Annotated in this window: 17 protein-coding genes; 6 read left to right on the top strand and 11 right to left on the bottom strand. The window is 68.7% G+C overall.

Annotated elements, in window-relative coordinates:
* The first annotated feature begins 62 nt into the window (after nt 1-62).
* The 6 genes from ACMGEZ_RS22315 to ACMGEZ_RS22340 all read left to right on the top strand — a co-directional run bounded on the left by ACMGEZ_RS22315 (nt 63) and on the right by ACMGEZ_RS22340 (nt 6749).
* Nucleotides 63-1520 carry an MFS transporter gene (locus ACMGEZ_RS22315; RefSeq protein ID WP_436824457.1) on the top strand — a complete coding sequence of 486 codons (1458 nt, stop codon included), beginning with the start codon at nt 63-65 and terminating at the stop codon, nt 1518-1520.
* Nucleotides 1521-1547: 27 nt separating this feature from the next.
* Entirely contained in the window at nt 1548-2312 is a 765-nt protein-coding gene (locus ACMGEZ_RS22320) for a class II glutamine amidotransferase (protein WP_436824458.1), read from the top strand.
* A 92-nt stretch (nt 2313-2404) separates the two neighbouring features.
* The gene (locus ACMGEZ_RS22325; protein ID WP_436824459.1) at nt 2405-4612 is read left to right on the top strand and encodes a TonB-dependent receptor; all 2208 of its coding nucleotides are present in this window, start codon (nt 2405-2407) and stop codon (nt 4610-4612) included.
* Nucleotides 4613-4862: 250 nt separating this feature from the next.
* Nucleotides 4863-5309: a hypothetical protein gene (locus tag ACMGEZ_RS22330; RefSeq protein ID WP_436824460.1), complete on the top strand. Its 447-nt coding sequence runs from the start codon at nt 4863-4865 to the stop codon at nt 5307-5309.
* A gap of 10 nt (nt 5310-5319) precedes the next feature.
* Nucleotides 5320-5799 carry a phage holin family protein gene (locus tag ACMGEZ_RS22335; RefSeq protein ID WP_436824461.1) on the top strand — a complete coding sequence of 160 codons (480 nt, stop codon included), beginning with the start codon at nt 5320-5322 and terminating at the stop codon, nt 5797-5799.
* Nucleotides 5796-6749 carry a DUF3618 domain-containing protein gene (locus ACMGEZ_RS22340; RefSeq protein ID WP_436824462.1) on the top strand — a complete coding sequence of 318 codons (954 nt, stop codon included), beginning with the start codon at nt 5796-5798 and terminating at the stop codon, nt 6747-6749. Before ACMGEZ_RS22335 ends, ACMGEZ_RS22340 begins: the two co-directional genes overlap by 4 nt.
* Nucleotides 6750-6753: 4 nt before the next feature.
* Here ACMGEZ_RS22340 and gshB read toward each other — a convergent pair whose 3' ends face one another.
* The 11 genes from gshB to dapB all read right to left on the bottom strand — a co-directional run bounded on the left by gshB (nt 6754) and on the right by dapB (nt 20410).
* On the bottom strand, nt 6754-7695 hold the full coding sequence (gene gshB, locus ACMGEZ_RS22345) for a glutathione synthase (protein ID WP_436824463.1): 942 nt from the start codon (nt 7693-7695) through the stop codon (nt 6754-6756).
* Nucleotides 7695-8969 carry a benzoate/H(+) symporter BenE family transporter gene (locus ACMGEZ_RS22350; protein ID WP_436824464.1) on the bottom strand — a complete coding sequence of 425 codons (1275 nt, stop codon included), beginning with the start codon at nt 8967-8969 and terminating at the stop codon, nt 7695-7697. The genes gshB and ACMGEZ_RS22350 overlap by 1 nt, the downstream gene beginning before the upstream one ends.
* A 27-nt stretch (nt 8970-8996) precedes the next feature.
* Nucleotides 8997-10865 (bottom strand): potassium transporter Kup, encoded by a 1869-nt coding sequence (locus tag ACMGEZ_RS22355; protein WP_436824465.1) that lies wholly within the window; start codon nt 10863-10865, stop codon nt 8997-8999.
* A 163-nt stretch (nt 10866-11028) separates the two neighbouring features.
* Nucleotides 11029-12327, bottom strand: coding sequence for a glutamate--cysteine ligase (gene gshA, locus ACMGEZ_RS22360; RefSeq protein ID WP_436824466.1), 1299 nt, complete (start codon nt 12325-12327; stop codon nt 11029-11031).
* Between the two features lie 146 nt (nt 12328-12473).
* Complete coding sequence (locus ACMGEZ_RS22365) at nt 12474-13811, bottom strand: glutamate-5-semialdehyde dehydrogenase (protein WP_436824467.1); 1338 nt, start codon at nt 13809-13811, stop codon at nt 12474-12476.
* A 40-nt stretch (nt 13812-13851) separates the two neighbouring features.
* Nucleotides 13852-14913: a DNA polymerase III subunit delta gene (holA, locus tag ACMGEZ_RS22370; protein WP_436824468.1), complete on the bottom strand. Its 1062-nt coding sequence runs from the start codon at nt 14911-14913 to the stop codon at nt 13852-13854.
* Nucleotides 14913-15434 carry an LPS-assembly lipoprotein LptE gene (locus tag ACMGEZ_RS22375; protein ID WP_436824469.1) on the bottom strand — a complete coding sequence of 174 codons (522 nt, stop codon included), beginning with the start codon at nt 15432-15434 and terminating at the stop codon, nt 14913-14915. Before ACMGEZ_RS22375 ends, holA begins: the two co-directional genes overlap by 1 nt.
* A gap of 8 nt (nt 15435-15442) precedes the next feature.
* Entirely contained in the window at nt 15443-18139 is a 2697-nt protein-coding gene (leuS, locus tag ACMGEZ_RS22380; protein WP_436824470.1) for a leucine--tRNA ligase, read from the bottom strand.
* 123 nt (nt 18140-18262) lie between these two features.
* Nucleotides 18263-18721, bottom strand: a complete 459-nt coding sequence (locus tag ACMGEZ_RS22385; protein WP_436824471.1) for an ExbD/TolR family protein — start codon at nt 18719-18721, stop codon at nt 18263-18265.
* A 16-nt stretch (nt 18722-18737) separates the two neighbouring features.
* A complete protein-coding gene (locus ACMGEZ_RS22390) occupies nt 18738-19436 on the bottom strand; it encodes a MotA/TolQ/ExbB proton channel family protein (RefSeq protein ID WP_436824472.1) in 699 nt (232 codons plus the stop codon).
* Nucleotides 19437-19609: 173 nt separating this feature from the next.
* Complete coding sequence (gene dapB / locus ACMGEZ_RS22395) at nt 19610-20410, bottom strand: 4-hydroxy-tetrahydrodipicolinate reductase (RefSeq protein WP_436824488.1); 801 nt, start codon at nt 20408-20410, stop codon at nt 19610-19612.
* Nucleotides 20411-20488: the final 78 nt, after the last annotated feature.

Below are 20488 nucleotides of genomic sequence, written 5' to 3' on the forward strand. Positions count from 1 at the left end.
ACGCGCCGGCCGGGCGTTCAATGCCCGTATCCTTGTAGGACAGCCGAACAGGCTGCCGCACGATGATCGAGCCGCCCCCGCCCCCGCCCCTCTCCCTCAGTGCCCGCTACGGGCCACGCTACCGTTGGCTGCTCCTCCTGTCGGTGATGATCGGGGTGATGGCCTCGATCATGTCCTCGACCATCGTCAACGTGGCGATCCCGGACATGAGCCAGCATTTCGAGCTGGGCCAGGAACGCGCGCAATGGGTGAGTTCGGGCTTCATGGTGGCGATGACGGTGTCGATGCTGACCACGCCCTGGCTGCTGGCACGCTACGGCTACCGCCGCACCTACGTCGGCACCATGGTGCTGCTGCTGGCGGGTGGCGTCAGCGGCGGGCTGGCCAACCACTTCCCGCTGGTGCTGGCGGCTCGGGTCGCCGAGGGGCTGGCGGCAGGGGTGGTGCAGCCGATCCCGGCCATCATCATCCTGCGTGCCTTCGAGCCCCACGAGCAGGGCCGCGCCAGCGGCATCTTCGGCATGGGCGTGGTGCTCGCGCCGGCGATCGGTCCGAGCATCGGCGGCGTGCTGGTCGACCTGTTCGGCTGGCGCTCGATCTTCTTCATGGTGGTGCCCTTCTGCATCGCCTCGATCTGGCTGGCCTGCAAGTTCGTGCCGGTCACCGCGCCGGGCGGCGTCGTTGCCGCGCGCAGCAGCGGGCTGGACTGGCGCGGACTGGCGCTGGGCACGGCCGGCACGCTGTGCCTGCTCAACGGCCTGGTCGAGCTGCGCGGCGATGCGCCGCTGCAGGCGGCGGCGCTGCTCGCCTGCGCGGGGCTGGCCTTCGGTGCCTTCATCGCCTGGCAGCGCCGGGTCGCGTCCACCGGCGGAATGCCGCTGATGAACCTGGCGCTGTTCCGGTACCGACAGTTCGCCATGGGCAGCGTGGTGGCCTTCATCTACGGCACGGCGCTCTTCGGCTCGACCTATCTGCTGCCGGTCTACATGCAGGTCGGGCTGCATCTCTCGGCCTCGCACGTGGGCACCATCCTGTTGCCGGCCGGGATCGTGCTGGCGGTCACCATCGCGGCTGTCGGGCGGCTGGCCGACCGGCAGCCGACCTGGCTGCTGGTGTGCATCGGCCTCGCGCTGCTGGCCGTCTCCTTCGCGCTGATGCTGGTGCTGCGGCTGGACAGCGCGATCTGGCTGCTGGCGGCCTTCGCGGTCATCGGCCGGATAGGGCTGGGCTTCATCCTGCCCTCCCTCAACCTGGGGTCGATGCGGCCGCTGGAGCGGGCGCTGATCCCGCAGGGGGCCAGCGCGATCAACTTCCTGCGCATGCTGGGCGGTGCTGCCGGCGTGAGCCTGTGCGCGATCGTGCTCGAATGGCGGCTGGCCGCGCACGGCGATACGCTCGCGAACCCGGCCACCAGCACGGCGCGACTGGCGGCCTTCGACGAAGTGTTCCTCCTGCTAGCCGGGCTGTGCGCGCTGGCGATCTGCGCGGCCTGGCAGCTTCGGGAAAAGCGCGCGCCCTGACGCCCCTGCTGCGTTCTAATCATCCGCATGTGCCAGCTTCTCGGAATGAACTGCAACACGCCGACGGACGTGACCTTCAGCTTCACGGGCTTCGCGCAACGCGGCGGGCGCACCGACCACCATGCCGACGGTTGGGGCATCGCCTTCTTCGAGGACCGCGGCCTGCGGCACTTCGTCGACCACCAGCCGGCCTGCGAATCCCCGGTGGCCGAGCTGATCCGGCGCTATCCGATCAAGAGCCGCAACGTCATCGCCCACATCCGCAAGGCCACGCAGGGCGCGGTGAACCTGCAGAACTGCCACCCCTTCGTGCGCGAGCTGTGGGGACGCTACTGGGTGTTCGCCCACAACGGCGACCTGAAGGACTTCCGGCCGCGGCTGCACGGCAACTTCCACCCGGTGGGCAGCACCGACAGCGAGCACGCCTTCTGCTGGATCATGCAGGAGCTGGCCAAGTCGCACGCCGGCGTGCCCACCGTCGACGAGCTCACGCTCACGCTGCGCGAGCTGGCACCGCGCTTCGCTCGCCACGGCAGCTTCAACTTCATGCTCTCCAATGGGCAGGCGCTGTGGTCCCATGCCTCGACGAACCTCTGGTACATCGAGCGGCGGCACCCCTTCCTCACGGCCGAGCTCTCGGACGAAGACCTGTCCATCGACTTCGCCCAGCACACCACGCCGGACGACCGCGTCGCGGTGGTGGTGACCGCGCCACTGACGGTCAATGAGACGTGGACGGCCTTCGCGCCCGGCGAGCTGGCGGTCTTTGTCGACGGGCAGCGCAGGTCCTGAAGGGCGCAAGCGCAAGAAAGTACCAGCGAAGGGAGGTTGCCCGTAGATAATAACGGTTCTCATTTGCAACTTGCTCACCCGAGAACCCTTTCATGCCGCCTGTTCACTGCCGCCTGCGCCCCGTTGCCCTCGCCGCCTTCCTGTCAATCCAAGCCTGGGCCGCAACGGCCCAGCAGGCGGCCGAATCGGCTGGAACGCTCTTCACAGTGACGGTCGAAGCCAGCGCGGACGCCTCGGCGGAGGGCCTCACCAAGCCCTATGCGGGCGGCCAGGTCGCCCGAGGCGGGCGCGCGGGCATCCTGGGCAACCAGGACTACATGAGCTCGCCTTTGGGCGTGACCAGCTACACCAACGAGCTGATCCAGAACCAGCAGGCGCGCAGCGTGGGCGACGTGCTGCAGAACAACCCGTCGGTGCGGGTGGCGCGCGGCTTCGGGAATTTCCAGGAGTCGTACTTCATCCGCGGCTTCATCCTGACCTCGGACAGCATTGCCTACAACGGGCTCTACAGCCTGCTGCCGCGCCAGTACATCTCGTCCGAGCTGTTCGAGCGGGTCGAGGTGCTGCAGGGCGCCAGCGCCTTCCTGACGGGCGCCGCGCCTGGCGGCGACGCGATCGGCGGCTCGGTCAACCTGCTGCCCAAGCGCGCCGGCAACGAGCCGCTGACGCAGCTCACGCTGGGCGCCTCCAGCGGTTCGCAGTTCTATGCCGCGACCGACATCGCGCGCCGCTTCGGCCCCGACCAGAGCCTGGGCATCCGCGTCAACGCGGCCCACCGCGACGGCGGCACCGGCGTGGACAACGAGCAGGTGAAGCTCGACGTGGCCTCCGTCGGCTTCGATTGGCGCAGCCGCAACGCGCGCCTGTCGGCCGACATCGGCCACCAGGAGCACCGGCTGAGCGAGACGCGCACCAACGTCACGCTGGGCAGCGGCGTGAGCGTCGTGCCGGCCGCCCCGGATGCGAAGACCAACTGGGCGCAGCCCTGGAGCTATTCCAACGAGCGCGACACCTTCGGCAGCCTGCGCGGCGAATACGATTTCAGCGACAAGGTCACCGGCTGGTTCGCGGCCGGCATGCGCCGCGGCGTCGAAGCCAATTCGCTGGCCAATCTCAGCGTCGGCGATGCACTCACCGGCGCGGGCACGACCTACCGCTTCGACAACACCGCCATCGAGAAGGTCAAGACCGGCCAGCTCGGCGTGCGCGGCAAGCTCGCGACCGGGCCGGTGAAGCACGAGCTGGTGGCCGCGTACGACTACTTCGAGTCGGACCGGAAGAACGCCTACCGCCTCGACTTCCTCAACACCCAGAGCACGAACCTCTACAACCCCGTTCCCTCGGTCCTGCCGGTCTTCAGCGCCCGCTCGATCGGCGGCAACGACCTGAGCTCGCCGCAGACGACCGCGAGGAAGCGGCTGACCAGCTATGCCATCGGCGACACGATGTCCTTCCTGGACGACTCGGTGCTGGTGACGGTCGGCGCCCGCCGGCAGACGCTGAACATCGACAGCTTCGCCTACGACACCGGCGCGCAGACCGGCGACTACGACCAGAGCCGCACCAGCCCTGCGGCAGGCGTGGTGTTCAAGGCCACGAAGGAACTGTCGGTGTACGCGAACTACATCGAGAGCCTGGCCGCCGGCGAGACGGCGCCGGCCCAGGTTGCTGGCCGGCCGGTGCTCAACGCGGGACAGGCGCTCGCACCCTATGTCGCCAAGCAGAAGGAGCTCGGCCTCAAGTACGACGGCGGCGGGCTCGGCGCGACCGCGGCGCTGTTCTCGATCGAGAAGCCGCGCGCCCTGCTCAATGCGGCCGGCACCTTCGGCACCGAGGGCAAGGATCGCCATCAGGGCTTGGAGCTGACCGCCTTCGGCGAGCCGGTGAAGGGCCTGCGCGTGCTGGGCGGCGTGACGCTGCTGAACGCCAGGCAGAAGGACACGGGCAGCGCCACCACCGACGGCAGGCGCGTAATCGGCGTGCCGAAGGCACAAGGCACGCTGGGCCTGGAATGGGACGTGCCGGGCGTGCGGGGCCTTTCGCTCGACGCCCGCATGATCGCGAGCGGCCACAGCTATGCGGACGCCACCAACACGCTGCGCGTGCCCGGCTGGACCCGGCTCGATGTCGGCGCGCGCTACATCACCGAGGTCGCCGGCCGCCTGCTGACGCTGCGTGCGCGAATCGACAACGTGGCGAACCGCGACTACTGGGCCTCGGTCGGCGGCTCGCCCGGCGCCGGCTACCTGGTGCTGGGCAACCCGCGCACCTTCAGCCTGACGGCTTCCGTCGACTTCTGAGGCAGCGGGCGCCATGCGCACGTCCGCTCCGAAGGCGAATGGCACCGCCGAAGGCGAAGGTACTCCGATGCGCCGATGAGCCCTGCCGGTGTGGCGTGCGATGAGCCGCGCGGAGCTCATCAGCAATAGGTATTCATTCCTACAGTCTCGCCCTCCTCGAAGCTACACGGGGCCCCGTGCGACGGCGAGTTACTTGCCTGGCAACAGCAGCAGCCTTATGGGCCTCGCTGGCCCGGAACGAGGAGTTTCCATGTCCACAGCTTCATATTCGACAACCGAAGACAGAGACTTCGACCCCTCGGACCGCTGGTCCGGGGACGACCCCTCGAACTCGCCCGAGGGCTCGACCACGCAGCAAGTGAAGGCGCGCGCGGGCAAGTTGCTCGACGACGCCAAGGACAGCGCGCAATCCCTGGTCAACGAGAAAAAGGACGTCGCTGCCGATGAGCTGCACGACGTTGCCGGCGCGCTTCGCAGTGCGGCGCAAAGCCGTTCAGGCGACGACCCGCTGCTCGGCCTGACCGGCTCGGCGGCGGAGGGGCTGGACCGACTTGCGAACGCGCTGCGCAACAAGGACGTCAGCGTGATGATGCGCGACATGGAGTCGTTCGCGCGTGCGCAGCCCGTCGCCTTCTTCGGACTCGCGCTTGCGACCGGCTTCCTCGCCGTTCGTTTCATGAAGGCCAGTCGTTCGTGAAGGAGCCATGATGAACGAGACACTCGCAAGCTCCGGAGCCGGTACGGCAGACGGACAACCCATTCCTCCCGGCGCTCGGGACACCCGCCACGGTCGCACGGGCGATACCGAGTCGGTCAGCGGCCTCTTCAGCGAACTCTGGCGCCACTCGACGACCCTGGTGCAGGAAGAAGTCGAGCTGGCGAAGGCCGAGTTGTCGGAGAAGACCACGCACGTCGCGGTGAGCGCCGGCGCGATCGCGATCGGCGGCGCGGTGCTGTTCGCGGGATTCATCGTGCTGCTGCAGGCGGCCGTCAATGCGCTCGCGCCCCTGCTCCCGCCCGACATCTCGGCCTGGCTCGCCCCGGCGATCATCGGGCTGGTGGTGATCGTCATCGGCTTCGTCATGGTGTCGGGCGGCATCAAGGCGCTCGACATGAAGAAGCTCGCGCCCCGGCGGACCATGGATTCGCTGCGGCGCGACACGGACATGGTCAAGGAGCACGTATGAACCACGTCGATCGCAGCTCGGAACAGATCCAGGCCGACATCCAGCGCACACGCAACGACCTGGACCGGACATTGACCCTGCTCGAGCGCAGGCTCGAGCCGCGGCGCCTGCTGGACCAGGGGGTCAGCTACCTTCGCGACAACGGCGCCCGCGAATACCTTTCCAATCTCGGCCGAGCCGCCAAGGAACAACCGCTGCCGCTGGCGCTCGTCGGCGTCGGACTGGCCTGGATGATGATGACCACCGGGCGCTCCGGCGGCAGCGTCACCGATGGGCGAGCCTTCGGTGACGCGATGGGCTCGACAGCAGCCGATGCCCGCGCCCGGGCTGCCGAAGGCGTGGAAGGAGTGCGCAGCCGCGCCGGCGAACTGACTGGGAAGGTGAGCGACGCGGCGAGCCAGTTTGCGAGCCAGACGCGCGATGCGGCACACCGGACTTCGCAAGGTCTGTCGGAAGCGGCAGATGCAGCCCGCGCGCGTGCGGCGCAGGTCAGCGAGGCGACGCGGCAGGGCGCGCAGAAACTGCGTTCAGGCTACGACCACCTCGTCAACGAGCAACCGCTGGCCCTCGGCGCAATCGGGCTCGCAATCGGCGCGGTGCTTGCCGCGGCGGCCCCCCGCACGAGGCAGGAAGACGAATGGATGGGCGGTGCCAGCGACAAGCTCGTCGACGATGCCAAACGCGCCGGCCAGGAGAAGCTGGAAGAGGTGCAAAGCGCAGTCTCGGGAGCGGCTGACCGGTCGAGCGAGGGTGTCCGCGCGTCCGAGAACGAAGCATGGGACGCCGAGGCGGGCCGATTGGCGCAGGACCGCGAAGCGCAGCAGAGGCAGGACTGGACGCAGCCGCAGGAGCAGGCATCCGCCTCGCCGTACGGCGCCGACCCGGCGGCCACGACAGTTGCGACGCCGAGCCCCGCAACCGCAGGCACCGACGCGAAGCCACGGCTCTGAGGTCTCAGCGCAGCTCGGCCTCGAGCGCGTCGATGAACATTGCCGGCACGTCGAAGCCGGTCTGGTCCGTGATCTCCTGGAAGCAGGTCGGGCTGGTGACGTTGATCTCGGTCAGCGAGTTGCCGATCACGTCGAGCCCGATCAGCATCAGCCCGCGCTCGTAGAGCACCGGGCCCAGCGCCTCGGCGATGCGCCGGTCCTGGTCGGTCAGCGGCTGGGCCACGCCCTTGCCGCCGGCGGCGAGGTTGCCGCGCACCTCGCTGCCCTGCGGGATGCGCGCCAGGCTGTAGGGCACGGGCTGGCCGGCGATCACCAGGATGCGCTTGTCGCCCTGCGTGATCTCGGGCACGAAGCGCTGCACCATGATGGTCTGCGCGCCGTTCTTGTTGAGCGTCTCGACGATCGAGCCGAGGTTCAGCCCGTCGGCCCGGACGCGGAAGATGCCCATGCCGCCCATGCCGTCCAGAGGCTTCAGGATGATGTCCTGGTGCTCGGTGTGAAAGGCGCGCACCGCCGCCGCGTCGCGCGTGACCAGCGTGGGCGTCGTGTACTCGGCGAACTCCATGATGGCGAGCTTCTCGGGATGGTCGCGCAGGGCGCGCGGCTTGTTGATCACGCGCGCACCCTCGCGCTCGGCCTGCTCGAGCAGGTGGGTGGCGTAGATGTACTCGGCGTCGAAGGGCGGGTCTTTGCGCATCAGCGCCACGTCGAAGGCGTGGACCGGCCGTTCGATCACCGCTTCCTCCCGGAACCAGGCCGCCTCGCCCGTCAGCGTGATCTCGCGCACCCGGGCAGTGACGGGGCGGCCCCGCTGCCAGGTGAGGTCCTGCGGCACGCAGGCCGAGAGCTTGTGCCCGCGGCGCTGCGCCTCGCGCATCATCGAGAAGGTCGTGTCCTTGTAGATCTTGAAGTGCTCGAGCGGATCGGCAACGAAGAGGATGTGCATCAGGATGTCTTTCCGGCGGTCGAAGAAGGGCGGGCCGCGTCTGTGGTGGCGGCGGCCCGGTTATCTTGCTTGATCTTGCAGGCAGGTGCGATGTCCCTGCCGGCAGAGGGTTTGCGGCCCGGTTGCTGGATCGCGAGCGCGAGCGCACCGGCCACCACGCCCCAGAAGGCCGAGCCGATGCCCGCGATGCTCAGGCCCGAGAGCGTGACCAGGAAAGTGATCAGCGCCGCCTCGCGATGCGATTCGTCGCGCACCGCCGCCGCCAGGCCGCTGCCGATGGTGCCCAGCAGCGCCAGCCCCGCAATGGCGGCGACCAGCTCCTTCGGGAAGGCCGTGAGCAGCCCCGTGACGGCAGCGCCGAACAGCCCGATCACCACGTAGATGGCGCCGCAGCTCACGGCCGCGGTGTAGCGCCGCGCCGGGTCTTCGTGCGCCTCGCGGCCCATGCAGATGGCCGCGGTGATCGCGCTCAGGTTGAGGGCGAAGGCGCCGAAGGGCGCGAGCACCAGCGTGACGAGGCCGCTGATGGTGATCAGCTTGGAGATCGGCAGGTCATAGCCGGCGGCCCGGATCGCGGCCACGCCCGGCAGGTTCTGCGAGGCCATCGTGACGACGAAGAGCGGCAGCGCCAGACTCACCACCGCCTGCCAGCTGAAGACCGGCAGGGTGAACACCGGCACCGCGGCGCTGAAATGCACCGCGCTCCAGGCCAGCTCGCCGCGCACCGCCACGAAGACGATGGCGACCAGGAGCGTCATCGGCACCGCGTAACGCGGCAGCAGGCGCCGCGCTGCCAGGTAGCAGAGGAGCATCAGCAGCACCAGCGGCAGCGCGGTGCGCGCCGCCAGGAAGGCCTCGAGGCCGAAGCGCGCCAGCACGCCGGCCAGCAGCGCCGAAGCCAGGGCCATCGGAATCCGGTTCATCACGCGTTCGAACCAGCCGGTGGCGCCGGCCACCGTGATCAGCAGCGCGCAGACGATGAAGGCCCCGACCGCCTCGCCCATGCCGTAGCCCGCGCCGGCCACGGCCAGCACGGCCGCGCCGGGCGTGCTCCAGGCGATCATCACCGGCTTGCGCCACCACACGGACGTGACTGCCGAGGTGAGCCCCATGCCGAGGCCGAGCGCCCACATCCACGAGCTGATGATCTCGGGCGTGGCGCCGAAGGCCTGCGCCGCCTGGAACACGATGGCCACGGAGCTCGTGAAGCCCACCAGCACGGCGACGAAGCCCGCGGTGAAGGACGCGAGGCTCAGATCCTTGAAGAAGCGCATGGTGGCGGAGGCAGGCGTCAGGTCTCGTCAGATCTCGATCTTCGAACCGAGCTCCACCACCGCGTTGTTGGGCAGGCCAAGGAATCCGGCGGCCCCGCTGGCGTTGTGGTGCATCTGCGCGAACAGCTTCTCGCGCCACGGCGCCATGCCGCTGCCGAACGTGGGAATGACCACGTCGCGGGACAGGAAGTAGCTGGTGGTCATCGGCTCGAGCTGGCAGCCGCGCAGGCGAGCGTGCTCGAGCGCGCGTGGCAGGTCGACGTCGTTCTTGAAGCCGTAGTGCACGATCACCTGCCAGCAATGGTGGCCGAGCGGCTCCATCTCGATGCGCTTGTCCATCGGGATCCACGGCACCTCGTGGTTGCGCACGGTGACGAACAGGTTCTGCTCGTGCATCACCTTGTTGTGCTTGAGGTTGTGCAGCAACGCATTGGGCACCACGCCCGGCTCGGCGGTCATGAAGACGGCCGTGCCGTCGACGCGCGCCGGCGGGCTGACGAACACCGAGTCGAGAAAGCTGCGCAGGTCGATGGCCTCGGCCATCTGCATCTGGCCCATGAGCCGGCGGCCTTCCTTCCAGGTCAGCATCAGCATGAAGATGGAGCCGCCGATCAGCAGCGGGAACCAGCCGCCGTCGAACAGCTTCAGCAGGTTGGAGGCGAAGAACAGGAAGTCGATGACGAAGAAGGCGCCGGTGGCCGCGATGCACAGCGCCAGCGGGTACTTCCAGGCGTAGCGGATCACGAAGAAGGTCAGCACCGTGGTGATCAGCATGTCGGTGGTGACGGCGATGCCGTAGGCCGCGGCCAGGTTGCTCGACGAGCGGAACATGACCACGGCCAGCACGATGGCGACGAACAGCCCCCAATTGACCAAGGGAATGTAGATCTGGCCCGCGGTGCGCACGCTGGTGTGCTCGATGTTGAGCCGTGGGAGATAGCCGAGCTGGATCACCTGGCGTGTGACGCTGAAGGCGCCCGTGATCAGCGCCTGGGACGCGATGACCGTGGCCGCCGTGGCGAGCAGCACCAGCGGAATCAGCGCCCATTCGGGCGCCATCATGTAGAACGGGTTCTTCACTGCCGCGGGGTTCTCGAGCAGCAGCGCCCCCTGTCCGAAGTAGTTGAGCGTGAGCGCCGGCATGACCACCGTGAACCAGGCGACGCGGATCGGCCGCTTGCCGAAATGGCCGAGATCGGCGTAGAGCGCCTCGGCCCCCGTGACGCACAGCACCGTCGCGCCCAGGATGATGAAGCTGGTGCCCGGGTTGTCCCACATGAAGCGCAGCGCGAAATGCGGGCTGATCGCCTTGAGGATGGACGGGTGCGTGATGATCTGCGAGACGCCCAGCAGCGCGATGACGACGAACCAGGCCAGCGTGATGGGCCCGAAGAAGCGGCCGATGCCCGCGGTCCCGTGCTTCTGCACCGCGAACAGACAGAACAGCACGACCAGCGTGATGGGGATCACGTAGTGCTTGAAGTGCGGTGACACCACCTCCAGGCCCTCGACTGCGGACAGCACGGATATCGCCGGGGTGATGACGCCGTCCCCATAGAACAGCGAGGTGCCGAAGATCCCGACCACCAGCAGCACCTGGCGCAGCCGCGGCTTGTCGACCACCGCCTGCGAGGCCAGCGCCAGCATCGCCACCAGGCCGCCCTCGCCCTCGTTGTCGGCACGCAGCACCAGCACCACGTACTTGAGGGAGACGATCACCGTCAGCGTCCAGAAGAACATCGACAGGATGCCGTAGACGTTCTCGACCGTGAACGGGACATGGCCGTGTCCGAACACCTCCTTGACCGCATACAGCACGCTGGTGCCGATATCGCCGTAAACGACGCCGATGGCCGCGAGGATCAGCGCGGCGGAGGAGGATTTGGTCGGGGACACGGGAATCGGTGCACAACGAGAGCGTCGGGCGCGGGATGCACGCCCCGGCGCCTCGTCGGCCTGATGCGGCCTCCGCGTCGCCCTCCGCCCTCGGGTTCTTGCGTTGCTATGGGGTCGCTATTTTGCCGCCACCCGGACCCGCCGCAAGGCCGGGCTTAAGAAATCATTCGTACGTCTCGGCGTCAGGGTTGGTCGCTTCCATCTCGTAGCTTGCCGCCACCATGGCGAGCCGCCCGATCACCCCGTACATGTAGAAGCGGTTGGGTGCGCTCGCGCCCGGCTTGGCGCCCGGCTGCGGTAAGTGCGCACTCTCCGAAAAAGCGAGCGGCACGAAGCTGGCACCCGGGAGATTGAGGTTCTCGTCAGGGCTGCGCTCCGCGTGCACCCGGTAGAAGCCGCCGACCACGTAGCGGTCCATCATGTAGACGACCGGCTCGGCCACGCCGTTGTGGACGCGCTCGTTGGTCAGCACGCCTTCCTGCACGATCAGGTCGCTCGCGAGCCGGGGCTCGTCGTTGGCAGCGGCCGACCGGGTGCGCGCGCGGCGGTTGAAGGCCTCCAGGTCCTTGAGGTCGCGCACCGTCATCACGCCCATCGGGTCGGCGCCGTTGTCCGCCTTGACCACCACGAAAGGCTTCTCGTTGATGCCGTATTCCTTGTACTTGCGCCGGATCTTGGTGAGCAGCGCATCGACATGGCTGGTCAGCACGTCCAGGCCCTTGCCCTCCGCGAGGTCGACGCCGCCGGCGCGCGCATACATGGGGTTGATCAGCCAGGGGTCGATGCCCAGCAGCTTGCCGAAGCGCTTGGACACCTCTTCGTAGCTGTGGTAGTGGTTGCTCTTGCGGCGCACCGACCAGCCGGCATGCAGCGGCGGCAACAGGTACTGCTCATGCAGGTCTTCCAGGATGCCCGGCGTGCCGGCCGACAGGTCGTTGTTGAGCAGGATGGTGCACGGATCGAAATGCTTGAGCCCCAGGCGCCGCCGGCTGCGCACCACCGGCTCCAGGCACACGCTCTCGCCGTGCGGCAAGTCGATCTTCTTGGGCGACTTGATGGCCGGGTCGATGGAGCCCACCCGCACGTTGAGCCCGGCCATGTGGAAGATCTTCACCAGGCGCGCGACGTTGGCCAGGTAGAAGGTGTTTTTCGAGTGGTTCTCGGGGATCACCAGCAGGTTGCGGGCTTCGGGGCAGATCTTCTCGATCGCGGCCTGCGCGGCCTGTACCGCCAGCGGCAGCATGTCGTCCGTGAGGTTGTTCCAGCCGCGCGGGTAGAGGCTGGTATCGACCGGCGCCAGCTTGAAGCCGGCATTGCGGATGTCGACCGAGCTGTAGAAAGGCGGCGTGTGCTCCATCCATTCGAGCCGGAACCAGCGCTCGATGGCCGGCATGGAGTCGAGGATGCGCTGCTCGAGTTCGTTGATCGGGCCGGTCAGGGCGGTGACGAGGTGGGGGACCATGAGGCGGCCTTGTTATGGGTGTTCTGCGACGAAAGGTGGAGTGGAATTGTAGGATTTGGGGGTGCCGTGATGGATGACAAGCCGTCTCGGACAGGCGGGCGGGATGCGGAGTACGCGCGATACCTTCTCGCAGGAATGTCCGCCTGTCAGTCCCGCACTTCCCCCTGCCCCAGCACCACGTATTTGAGCGAGGTCAGCCCCTCGATGCCCACCGGCCCGCGCGCATGGAACTTGTCGGTGCTGATGCCGATCTCGGCGCCAAGCCCGAACTCGAAGCCGTCCGCGAAGCGGGTGCTGGCGTTGACCATCACGCTGGCCGAATCCACTTCGCGCAGGAAACGCTGGGCGTGCAGGTGATCGCGCGTGACGATGGCATCGGTGTGGTGGCTGGAATAGCGGTTGATGTGGGCGATGGCCTCGTCCACGCCCTCCACCACCTTGATGCTGATGACGGCCGCCAGGTACTCCTCCGACCAGTCGGACTCGATCGCGTCGACCACCCGGGCGCCCGGCGGCAGAGCGCCCTCGGTCCGCAGGATGCGGGCGGCGGCGGGGTCGCAGCGCATCTCGACCCCCTTGGCCGCGAAGATGGAGCCGATCTCGGGCAGGAAGACCTCTGCCATCGAGGCCGCCACCAGCAGGCCTTCCGCCGCGTTGCAGGGGCTGTACTTCTGGGTCTTGGCGTTGTCGACGATGCGCACCGCCATGTCGAGCTCGGCCGTGTCGTCGACATAGACATGGCAGTTGCCGTCCAGGTGCTTGATCACCGGCACCTTGGCCTCGCGGCTGATGCGCTCGATCAGCCCCTTGCCGCCGCGCGGGATGATCACGTCCACGAACTCGGGCATGGCGATCAGCCGGCCCACCGCCTCGCGGTCGGTGGTCTGTACCAGTTGCACCGCTTCCACCGGCAGGCCGGCTTCGGCGAGCGCCTCGCCCACCAGCGCGGCCAGGGCCTTGTTCGACTCGATCGCCTCCGAGCCGCCACGCAGGATAGCCGCGTTGCCGCTCTTGATCGCCAGGCTGGCGGCCTCGATGGTCACATTGGGCCGGCTCTCGTAGATCATGCCGAAGACGCCGATCGGCACCCGCATCTGGCCTACGCGGATGCCGCTGGGCTGCTGCCGCATGCCGATGACCTCGCCGATCACGTCGGGCATGGCGGCCAGCTGCTCGCAGCCCAGCGCCACGGTCTCGATGGTCTTGGGCGTGAGCTTGAGGCGGTCGACCATCGGTGCCGAGAGGCCGGCGGCCTGGGCGCGCTCGATGTCGCGCGCGTTGGCGGGCGCCAGCGCTTCGGCGCTATCGCGCAGGCGGCGCGCCAGCGCCCTGAGCGCCTGGTTCTTGGTCGCCGCGGGGGCCTTCGCCATCAGGGCGGCGGCGGTCTTGGCCTGCAGCCCCAGGGCCTGCATGGTTTCGTTGACGTTGAAGGCGTTCATCGCCTGCATTTTCCCACGCGGTGCCCGCGGGATCGGTCGGCACATGGAAACGCCGAGTTCCCGAAAGAGCAACGCCGCGGGGGCTTCAACCCCGTGCCGGCGTGCTACAGGCGCGGCACAGCATCAGCGCCAGCCGCTGCAGTGCCTGCCAGCCGCCGGCCGGCCAGTCGGGCTGCTTCAGGCCCTTGACGATGCCGTCCACCACGTGGGCGGCGCGCAGCAGGCGGGCCAGCGCGCGCTCGTCCAGCCGCGGCAGCACGCGCTCGAAGGCGCGCTCGCGCGGCCCCCAGATGCGGTTTTCGCGCAGCGCCATGGGCAGCGGGCGGCCGGCCGACATGGCGTCCTTCACCCGCTTGAGCGCGCGGATGTCCTCGGCCAGCGTGTAATGCACCAGCACCTCGGCCTCGCCTTCGGCCTGCAGGCCGTCGAGCATGCGCGCCACCCGCTGAGGGTTGCCGCCCAGCACTGCCTCGGAAAGCTTGAAGACGTCGTAGCGCGCCACGTTGTTCACCGCGGCCTCGACCTGCTCCCAGCCGAGCTCGCCAGCGGGGTACAGCAGCGCGAGCTTCTGGATCTCCTGGTGCGCGGCCAGCAGGTTGCCTTCGACGCGGTCGGCGAAGAACTGCAGGGTGCGCTGGCCCTCCTCGCCGCCCTTCACCCGCTGCGCCTGCCGCGCCAGCCGCTGCGCGATCCACTGCGGCAGCGCGGCGCGCTCGATGGTCTCGACCGGCAGGCTGACGCCGTGGTTCTCGAGGGCCGCGAACCAGGCGCCGGTGCGCGTGGCCTTGTCCAGCCGCGGCAGCAGGACCAGCGTGAGGGTGCTGTCGTTGCCCGGTGCGGCCTCGGCGATCTGCTGCAGCGCCGCGCTGCCGTCCTTGCCCGGCTTGCCGGAGGGGATGCGGATCTCGACGATCTGCCGCTCGGCAAACAGGCTCAGCGAGCCGCCGGCCGCCAGCACCGCGCTCCAGTCGAAGTGCGCGCCGGCCACGGTGTACGAGCAGCGCTCGGTGTAGCCCTGCTGCCGCGCCGCCGCGCGGATCGCGTCGGCCGCTTCCTGCGCCAGCAGGGGCTCGTCGCCGTGGATGCCGTAGAGCGGCTTCAGCCCCTTCTGCAGGTGGGCTTCGAGCTGGGCCGCGGCGAGCTGCATCAGAGACTCTTGACCGCCGCGAGCCGGCGCAGCGTCTGCTGGGCGATGTCGGTCTGCATGTCGCGGTACAGCAGCTCGGTCTCGCTTTCCTTGGCCAGCGCGGCGGTTTCGTTGTAGGTGATGTCGCGGGTCTGCTCGATCTGGGTGGGGGGCATCAGTTCCTTGCCGCCCGGCGTGCGCAGCCGCACCCGCATCGTGAGGCGCAGCTGCAGCTCGCGTACCTGGCCGGCCGAGTTGGTGGAGAGCACGGCACTGCCGCGGGTCTCGGACAGGACGTCCAGCACCGCGTCGGCGCGCTGTTGCTCCTCGATCGGCACCAGCTCGACATTGCCCGCGGCACGGAACTGGCGGCGCAGCGTGTTCACGAAGGCCGAGGTGCCCGGCACCGCGAGCGACTTGAAGGCGAAGTCCGGCGCCTTGCGCAGCTCGAAGCCGCAGCCGGCGAGCGCCACCGCGGAGACTGCGGCGGTGAACAGGGCGCGGCGCTGCAGGCGCCCGTCGTCCCGGATCGATGTGTTCATGTTGCCCCTCATACCACCACGTTGACCAGCCGCCCCGGCACCACGATCACGCGCTTGGGCACGGCGCCGTCGGCGTGCTTGGCGAAGGCCTCGCTGGCCAGCGCGATCTTCTCGATCTCCGGCTTGCTGGCATTGGCGGGCACGCGCAGCGAGCCGCGCAGCTTGCCGTTGACCTGCAGCATCAGCTCGATCTCGTCCTGCTCGAGGGCGATCGTGTCGACCGCCGGCCAGGGTGCGTCGAGCAGCGGCCCGTGGAGCTTGTCGTAGTCCAGTTCGTGCCACAGCGCATGCGTGATGTGCGGCGTGGCCGGGTACAGGCAGCGCAGCAGGATGCCGAAGCCCTCGCGCGCGGCGGCCCGGTCGCCCGGGCTGCCATCGGACTTGAAGCCTTCGAGCGCGTTCAGCAGCTTCATCGTCCCTGAAACGACGGTGTTGTACTGCATGCGCTGGTAGTCGTAGTCGATCTGGCGCAGCACGGAGTGCACCTCGCGGCGCAGTGCCTTGGCCTCCTTGCCGAAGGCCGAGCGCGGATCCACCGTCTCGAGGTCGATCTCCTCACCCCCCGGCACCGCCGCCCGCGCCGTGCCGAGCGCCGCGCCGTAGTTCCAGACCCGGCGCAGAAAGCGGAAGCTGCCCTCCACCGCCGCGTCGTTCCACTCCAGCGTGGCCTCGGGCGGGGCGGTGAACATGGTGTAGAGGCGCGCGGTGTCCGCGCCGTATTTCTCGATCAGGTCCTGCGGGTCGACGCCGTTGCGCTCGCTCTTGCCCATCTTGCCGACGCCGCCGTATTCGACCTTCGTGCCGTCGGCCAGCGTGCCGCCGGTGATGCGGCCCTGTGCGTCGAGCACCTGCGTCACCTCGGAGGGCGGGAAGTACTCCTTGCCGCCCTTCCCGCTGCGCCGGTAGAAGATGTGGTTGAGCACCATGCCCTGCGTGAGCAGCTTGCTGAAGGGTTCGTCCACCTTCACCAGGCCACGGGGACCGGAATTTCCGGGGCCCTCTATCTGGATATCGCGCATCACCTTCGTCCAGAAGCGCGCGTAGAGCAGGTGCAGGATGGCGTGCTCGATCCCGCCGATGTACTGGTCCACCGGCATCCAGTACTGCGCGCCCTCGCCGACCATGGCCTGGTCGTTCTTCGGATCGCAGTAGCGCATGAAGTACCAGGCGCTGTCGACAAAGGTGTCCATGGTGTCGGTCTCGCGGCGCGCCGGCTTGCCGCAGACGGGGCAGACCACGCCGGCATGGAAGCCTTCGTGCTTGTGCAGCGGATTGCCCGAGCCGTCGGGCACGCAGTCGGTAGGCAGCACGACCGGGAGGTCCTTCTCGGGCACCGGCACCGCACCATGCTCGTCGCAATGGATGATGGGAATCGGCGTTCCCCAGTAGCGCTGGCGGCTCACGCCCCAGTCGCGCAGGCGCCAGGTGGTCTGCATCTCGCCCAGGCCCTTCTGGCCCAACGCATGTGCCACCGCCTTGACCGCCTCGGAATGCGACATGCCGCTGAAGTTGTCGGAGTTGATCGTCACGCCGCGCTCCTTGTCGGCGTACCAGTCCTGCCAGCGGTGATAGTCGAAGTGAGGCTCGTCGTCGACCAGGACCACCTGGATGATCTCGATGCCGTACTTGTTGGCGAAGGCGAAGTCGCGCTCGTCATGCGCCGGCACGCCCATCACGGCGCCGTCGCCGTAGCCGATCAGCACGTAGTTGCCGACCCAGACCGGCACCGGCTCGTCGGTGATCGGATGCCGCACGTTCAGCCCGGTGGGCACGCCCTTCTTTTCCTGCGTCGCGAGCTCGGCCTCGGTGGTGCCACCGCTCTTGCATTCCTCGATGAAGGCGGCGAGCTCGGGATTCGTCCTTGCGGCATGCAGCGCCAGGGGGTGCTCCGGCGCGACGGCGCAGAAGGTCACCCCCATGATGGTGTCGGCCCGCGTGGTGAAGACGTACATGCGGCCGCCCTGGATGAGCTCGCCCTTCTCGTCCCGGATGTCATGCGGGAAAGCGAAGCGCACGCCCTCGCTCTTGCCGATCCAGTTTTCCTGCATCAGCTTGACGCGCTCGGGCCAGCCCGGCAGCTTGTGCTGGGTGTGGTCGAGCAGTTCCTCGGCGTAATCGCTGATCTTCAGGTAGTAGCCGGGAATCTCGCGCCGCTCGACGGTCGCGCCGGTGCGCCAGCCCTTGCCGTCGACCACCTGCTCGTTGGCCAGCACGGTCTGGTCGACCGGATCCCAGTTGACCACCTGGGTCTTGCGGTAGGCGATGCCCTTTTCGAGCATCTTGAGGAACAGCCACTGGTTCCACTTGTAGTAGCTGGGATCGCAGGTCGCGATCTCGCGGCTCCAGTCGATCGCCAGGCCCATGGCCTGGAGCTGGCCCTTCATGTAGCCGATGTTCTCGTAGGTCCACCTGGCGGGCGGCACGCCGTTCTTGAGGGCCGCGTTCTCGGCCGGCAGGCCGAAGGCGTCCCAGCCCATGGGCATCAGGACGTTGTAGCCGCTCATGCGCAGGTAGCGCGTAAGCATGTCGTTGATGGTGTAGTTGCGCACATGGCCCATGTGCAGCTTGCCGCTGGGGTACGGCAGCATCGAGCAGGCGTAGTACTTCTTCTTTCGCGCGTCCTCGGTCACGCGGTAGACGTCGGCCGCCGTCCAGGCGGCCTGGGCGGCCGACTCGACGTCGCTGGGTTTGTAGCTGGGGTTCATTGGGCAAAGAGCAACAACAGCCCGGCATCGGACGGCCGGGGAAGACGGATTATCGCGGCTGCCAATGCCCTGGCGCCCGATGAAGACAGGGAAGCCCCGGCCGGCGCCCTCCCCGGGGAGGTCTCAGGGCTTGCGCAGCGGCGCGTCGGTCACGAAGCCGATGCGGCTGAGTCCGGCCTTGTTCGCGATGCCCATCAACTCGACGACGCGGCCGTAGGGGACCGCCTGGTCGGCACGCAGCTGGACCTCGGTGTCGCGGTTCTCGGCGGCGGCCTTCTGCAGCCGGGTCGCGAGTTCCTCGGCGGTCACCGGTTGGTCGTTGAGGAAGAGCCGGCCGGCCGTGTCCACCGAAAGGCTCACGAACTTCGGCGTGTCGCCGGGCTGGCCCGCGTCGGTGCGCGGCAGATCCAGCTTGATCGAGCTCGCCATCAGCGGGGCGGTGATGATGAAGATGACCAGCAGCACCAGCATGACGTCCACCAGCGGCGTGACGTTGATGTCCGACAGCGGCCGCTGCCCGCCGGCGCCGATCGCGCGGCCGCCGGTGGCGCTGCTGCCGAGGGAGGTGCGACCGAAGGCCATGGCAGTGTCCCGGCGGCTATGCGGGCATCGGGCGGGCGGGAGGCAGGGGCGCCTCGCGCGCCGGGTCCTCGCCCAGGGCGCCGAGCAGGTCGTGCGCGAAGCCTTCGAGCTCGGCCTCGATGCGGCTGACCACGCGGCCGAACACGTTGTAGGCCAGCACGGCCGGGATGGCCACTGCGAGGCCGAAGGCGGTCATGATGAGCGCCTCGCCCACCGGCCCGGCTACCTTGTCGATGGTGAAGCCACCGGTCTCGCCGGCGATGCCGGTGAGGGCGCCGTAGATGCCCCATACCGTGCCCAGCAGCCCGACGAAGGGCGCGGTGGCACCGACCGTGGCCAGCAGGATCTGCCCGGACTGCAGCCGCCGCAGCGCCGCGTGCAGGGCATCGCGCAGCACCCGCGTGAGGCGTTGGCCGCGCGCGACCGCGCCGCCGAGCGTGGCCGGGTCGGGCTGCGCGCCGAGCTGGCGCACCGCGCTCACCGCCGGCCAGACCAGGGCCGCGCGGTCGAAGCCGCGCAACCTCTCCTCCGCATCGCCCAGGGAGGCGGATTGCCAGAAGGCCGCGATGCTGCGCACCACGTCGCGGGTGCCGCCGCGCAGCAGCCAGCCCTTCCAGAGGATCACGACCCAGCTGGCGACCGACATCAGCAGCAGCAGTGCCGCCACCGAGCGGCTGACGCCATCGCCGTGGGTGAGCAGCTCCAGGACCGTCATGCGTCGAGTGGGCAGAAGCTGTGAATGAACCCGGCGCGCCCGAGCAAACCGCCCCGGTGGCCCCAATCAAGGCGCAAAGCGCAGCCGTAGCTCGCGCCACGGCGAGCATTTGCAACGCAGAGTGGGGCCGCCTGGGCGGGATGAGCGGGCGTGGCGGGTTCGTTCACAGCTTCTTAGCGCAGTCCGAGCACGTCGAACATGTCGAACAGCCCGTTCTTGCGATCGGCCAGGAAGCGCACCGCGCGCAGGCTGCCTTGGGCGTAGGTGGCGCGGCTGGCGGACTTGTGCGTGATCTCGATGCGCTCGCCGGTGCCGGCGAAGAGCACCGTGTGGTCGCCCACGATGTCGCCGCCGCGGATGGTCGCGAAGCCGATGCTCGAAGGATCGCGCTCGCCGGTGACGCCCTCGCGCGCATAGACCGCGCATTCCTTGAGATCGCGGCCCAGCGCGCCGGCGATCACCTCGCCCATCTTGAGCGCGGTGCCGGAGGGCGCGTCGACCTTGTGGCGGTGATGCGCCTCGATGATCTCGATGTCGTAGCCGGTGGAGAGGGCCTTGGCCGCCATCTCCAGCAACTTGAAGGTGACGTTGACGCCCACGCTCATGTTGGGCGCCATCACGATGGCGATGTCCTTGGCTGCGGCGTGGATCTCGGCCTTCTGCGCGTCGCTGAAGCCGGTGGTGCCGATCACGGCCTGCACGCCCAGTTCGCGGCAAACGGCCAGATGCGCGAGCGTGCCCTCGGGGCGGGTGAAGTCGATGAGCACCTGGGCGTCCTGCAGGCCCGTGCGCAGGTCGGACACGATGGGCACGCCGCTGGTGAATCCGAGGAAGCCGGCAGCGTCGCTGCCGATTGCCGGGCTGCCCGCGAGATCGAGGGCGCCGGCCAGGCGGCAGTCCTGGGCCTCGCGCACGGCCTCGATCAGCATGCGGCCCATGCGGCCGGAGGCGCCGGCGATCGCAATGCGGCGCAGCGGCGGAGTGATGGCGGGAGAGGAGTCAGTCACGCGGGGAGCCTTCGGGAAATGCCGGCCGATGCGGCCTGGGGGGCC

The sequence above is a fragment of the Variovorax stachyos genome (genome assembly GCF_051400855.1).
Taxonomy (GTDB): domain Bacteria; phylum Pseudomonadota; class Gammaproteobacteria; order Burkholderiales; family Burkholderiaceae_C; genus Variovorax.

Bases quoted from the DNA above. Each gene is read 5' to 3' on its own strand.
- ACMGEZ_RS22315 (WP_436824457.1), top strand. From the start codon at position 63: ATGATCGAGCCGCCCCCGCCCCCGCCCCTCTCCCTCAGTGCCCGCTAC.
- ACMGEZ_RS22320 (WP_436824458.1), top strand. From the start codon at position 1,548: ATGTGCCAGCTTCTCGGAATGAACTGCAACACGCCGACGGACGTGACC.
- ACMGEZ_RS22325 (WP_436824459.1), top strand. From the start codon at position 2,405: ATGCCGCCTGTTCACTGCCGCCTGCGCCCCGTTGCCCTCGCCGCCTTC.
- ACMGEZ_RS22330 (WP_436824460.1), top strand. From the start codon at position 4,863: ATGTCCACAGCTTCATATTCGACAACCGAAGACAGAGACTTCGACCCC.
- ACMGEZ_RS22335 (WP_436824461.1), top strand. From the start codon at position 5,320: ATGAACGAGACACTCGCAAGCTCCGGAGCCGGTACGGCAGACGGACAA.
- ACMGEZ_RS22340 (WP_436824462.1), top strand. From the start codon at position 5,796: ATGAACCACGTCGATCGCAGCTCGGAACAGATCCAGGCCGACATCCAG.
- gshB (WP_436824463.1), bottom strand. From the start codon at position 7,695: ATGCACATCCTCTTCGTTGCCGATCCGCTCGAGCACTTCAAGATCTAC.
- ACMGEZ_RS22350 (WP_436824464.1), bottom strand. From the start codon at position 8,969: ATGCGCTTCTTCAAGGATCTGAGCCTCGCGTCCTTCACCGCGGGCTTC.
- gshA (WP_436824466.1), bottom strand. From the start codon at position 12,327: ATGGTCCCCCACCTCGTCACCGCCCTGACCGGCCCGATCAACGAACTC.
- ACMGEZ_RS22365 (WP_436824467.1), bottom strand. From the start codon at position 13,811: ATGTGCCGACCGATCCCGCGGGCACCGCGTGGGAAAATGCAGGCGATG.
- holA (WP_436824468.1), bottom strand. From the start codon at position 14,913: ATGCAGCTCGCCGCGGCCCAGCTCGAAGCCCACCTGCAGAAGGGGCTG.
- ACMGEZ_RS22375 (WP_436824469.1), bottom strand. From the start codon at position 15,434: ATGAACACATCGATCCGGGACGACGGGCGCCTGCAGCGCCGCGCCCTG.
- leuS (WP_436824470.1), bottom strand. From the start codon at position 18,139: ATGAACCCCAGCTACAAACCCAGCGACGTCGAGTCGGCCGCCCAGGCC.
- ACMGEZ_RS22385 (WP_436824471.1), bottom strand. From the start codon at position 18,721: ATGGCCTTCGGTCGCACCTCCCTCGGCAGCAGCGCCACCGGCGGCCGC.
- ACMGEZ_RS22390 (WP_436824472.1), bottom strand. From the start codon at position 19,436: ATGACGGTCCTGGAGCTGCTCACCCACGGCGATGGCGTCAGCCGCTCG.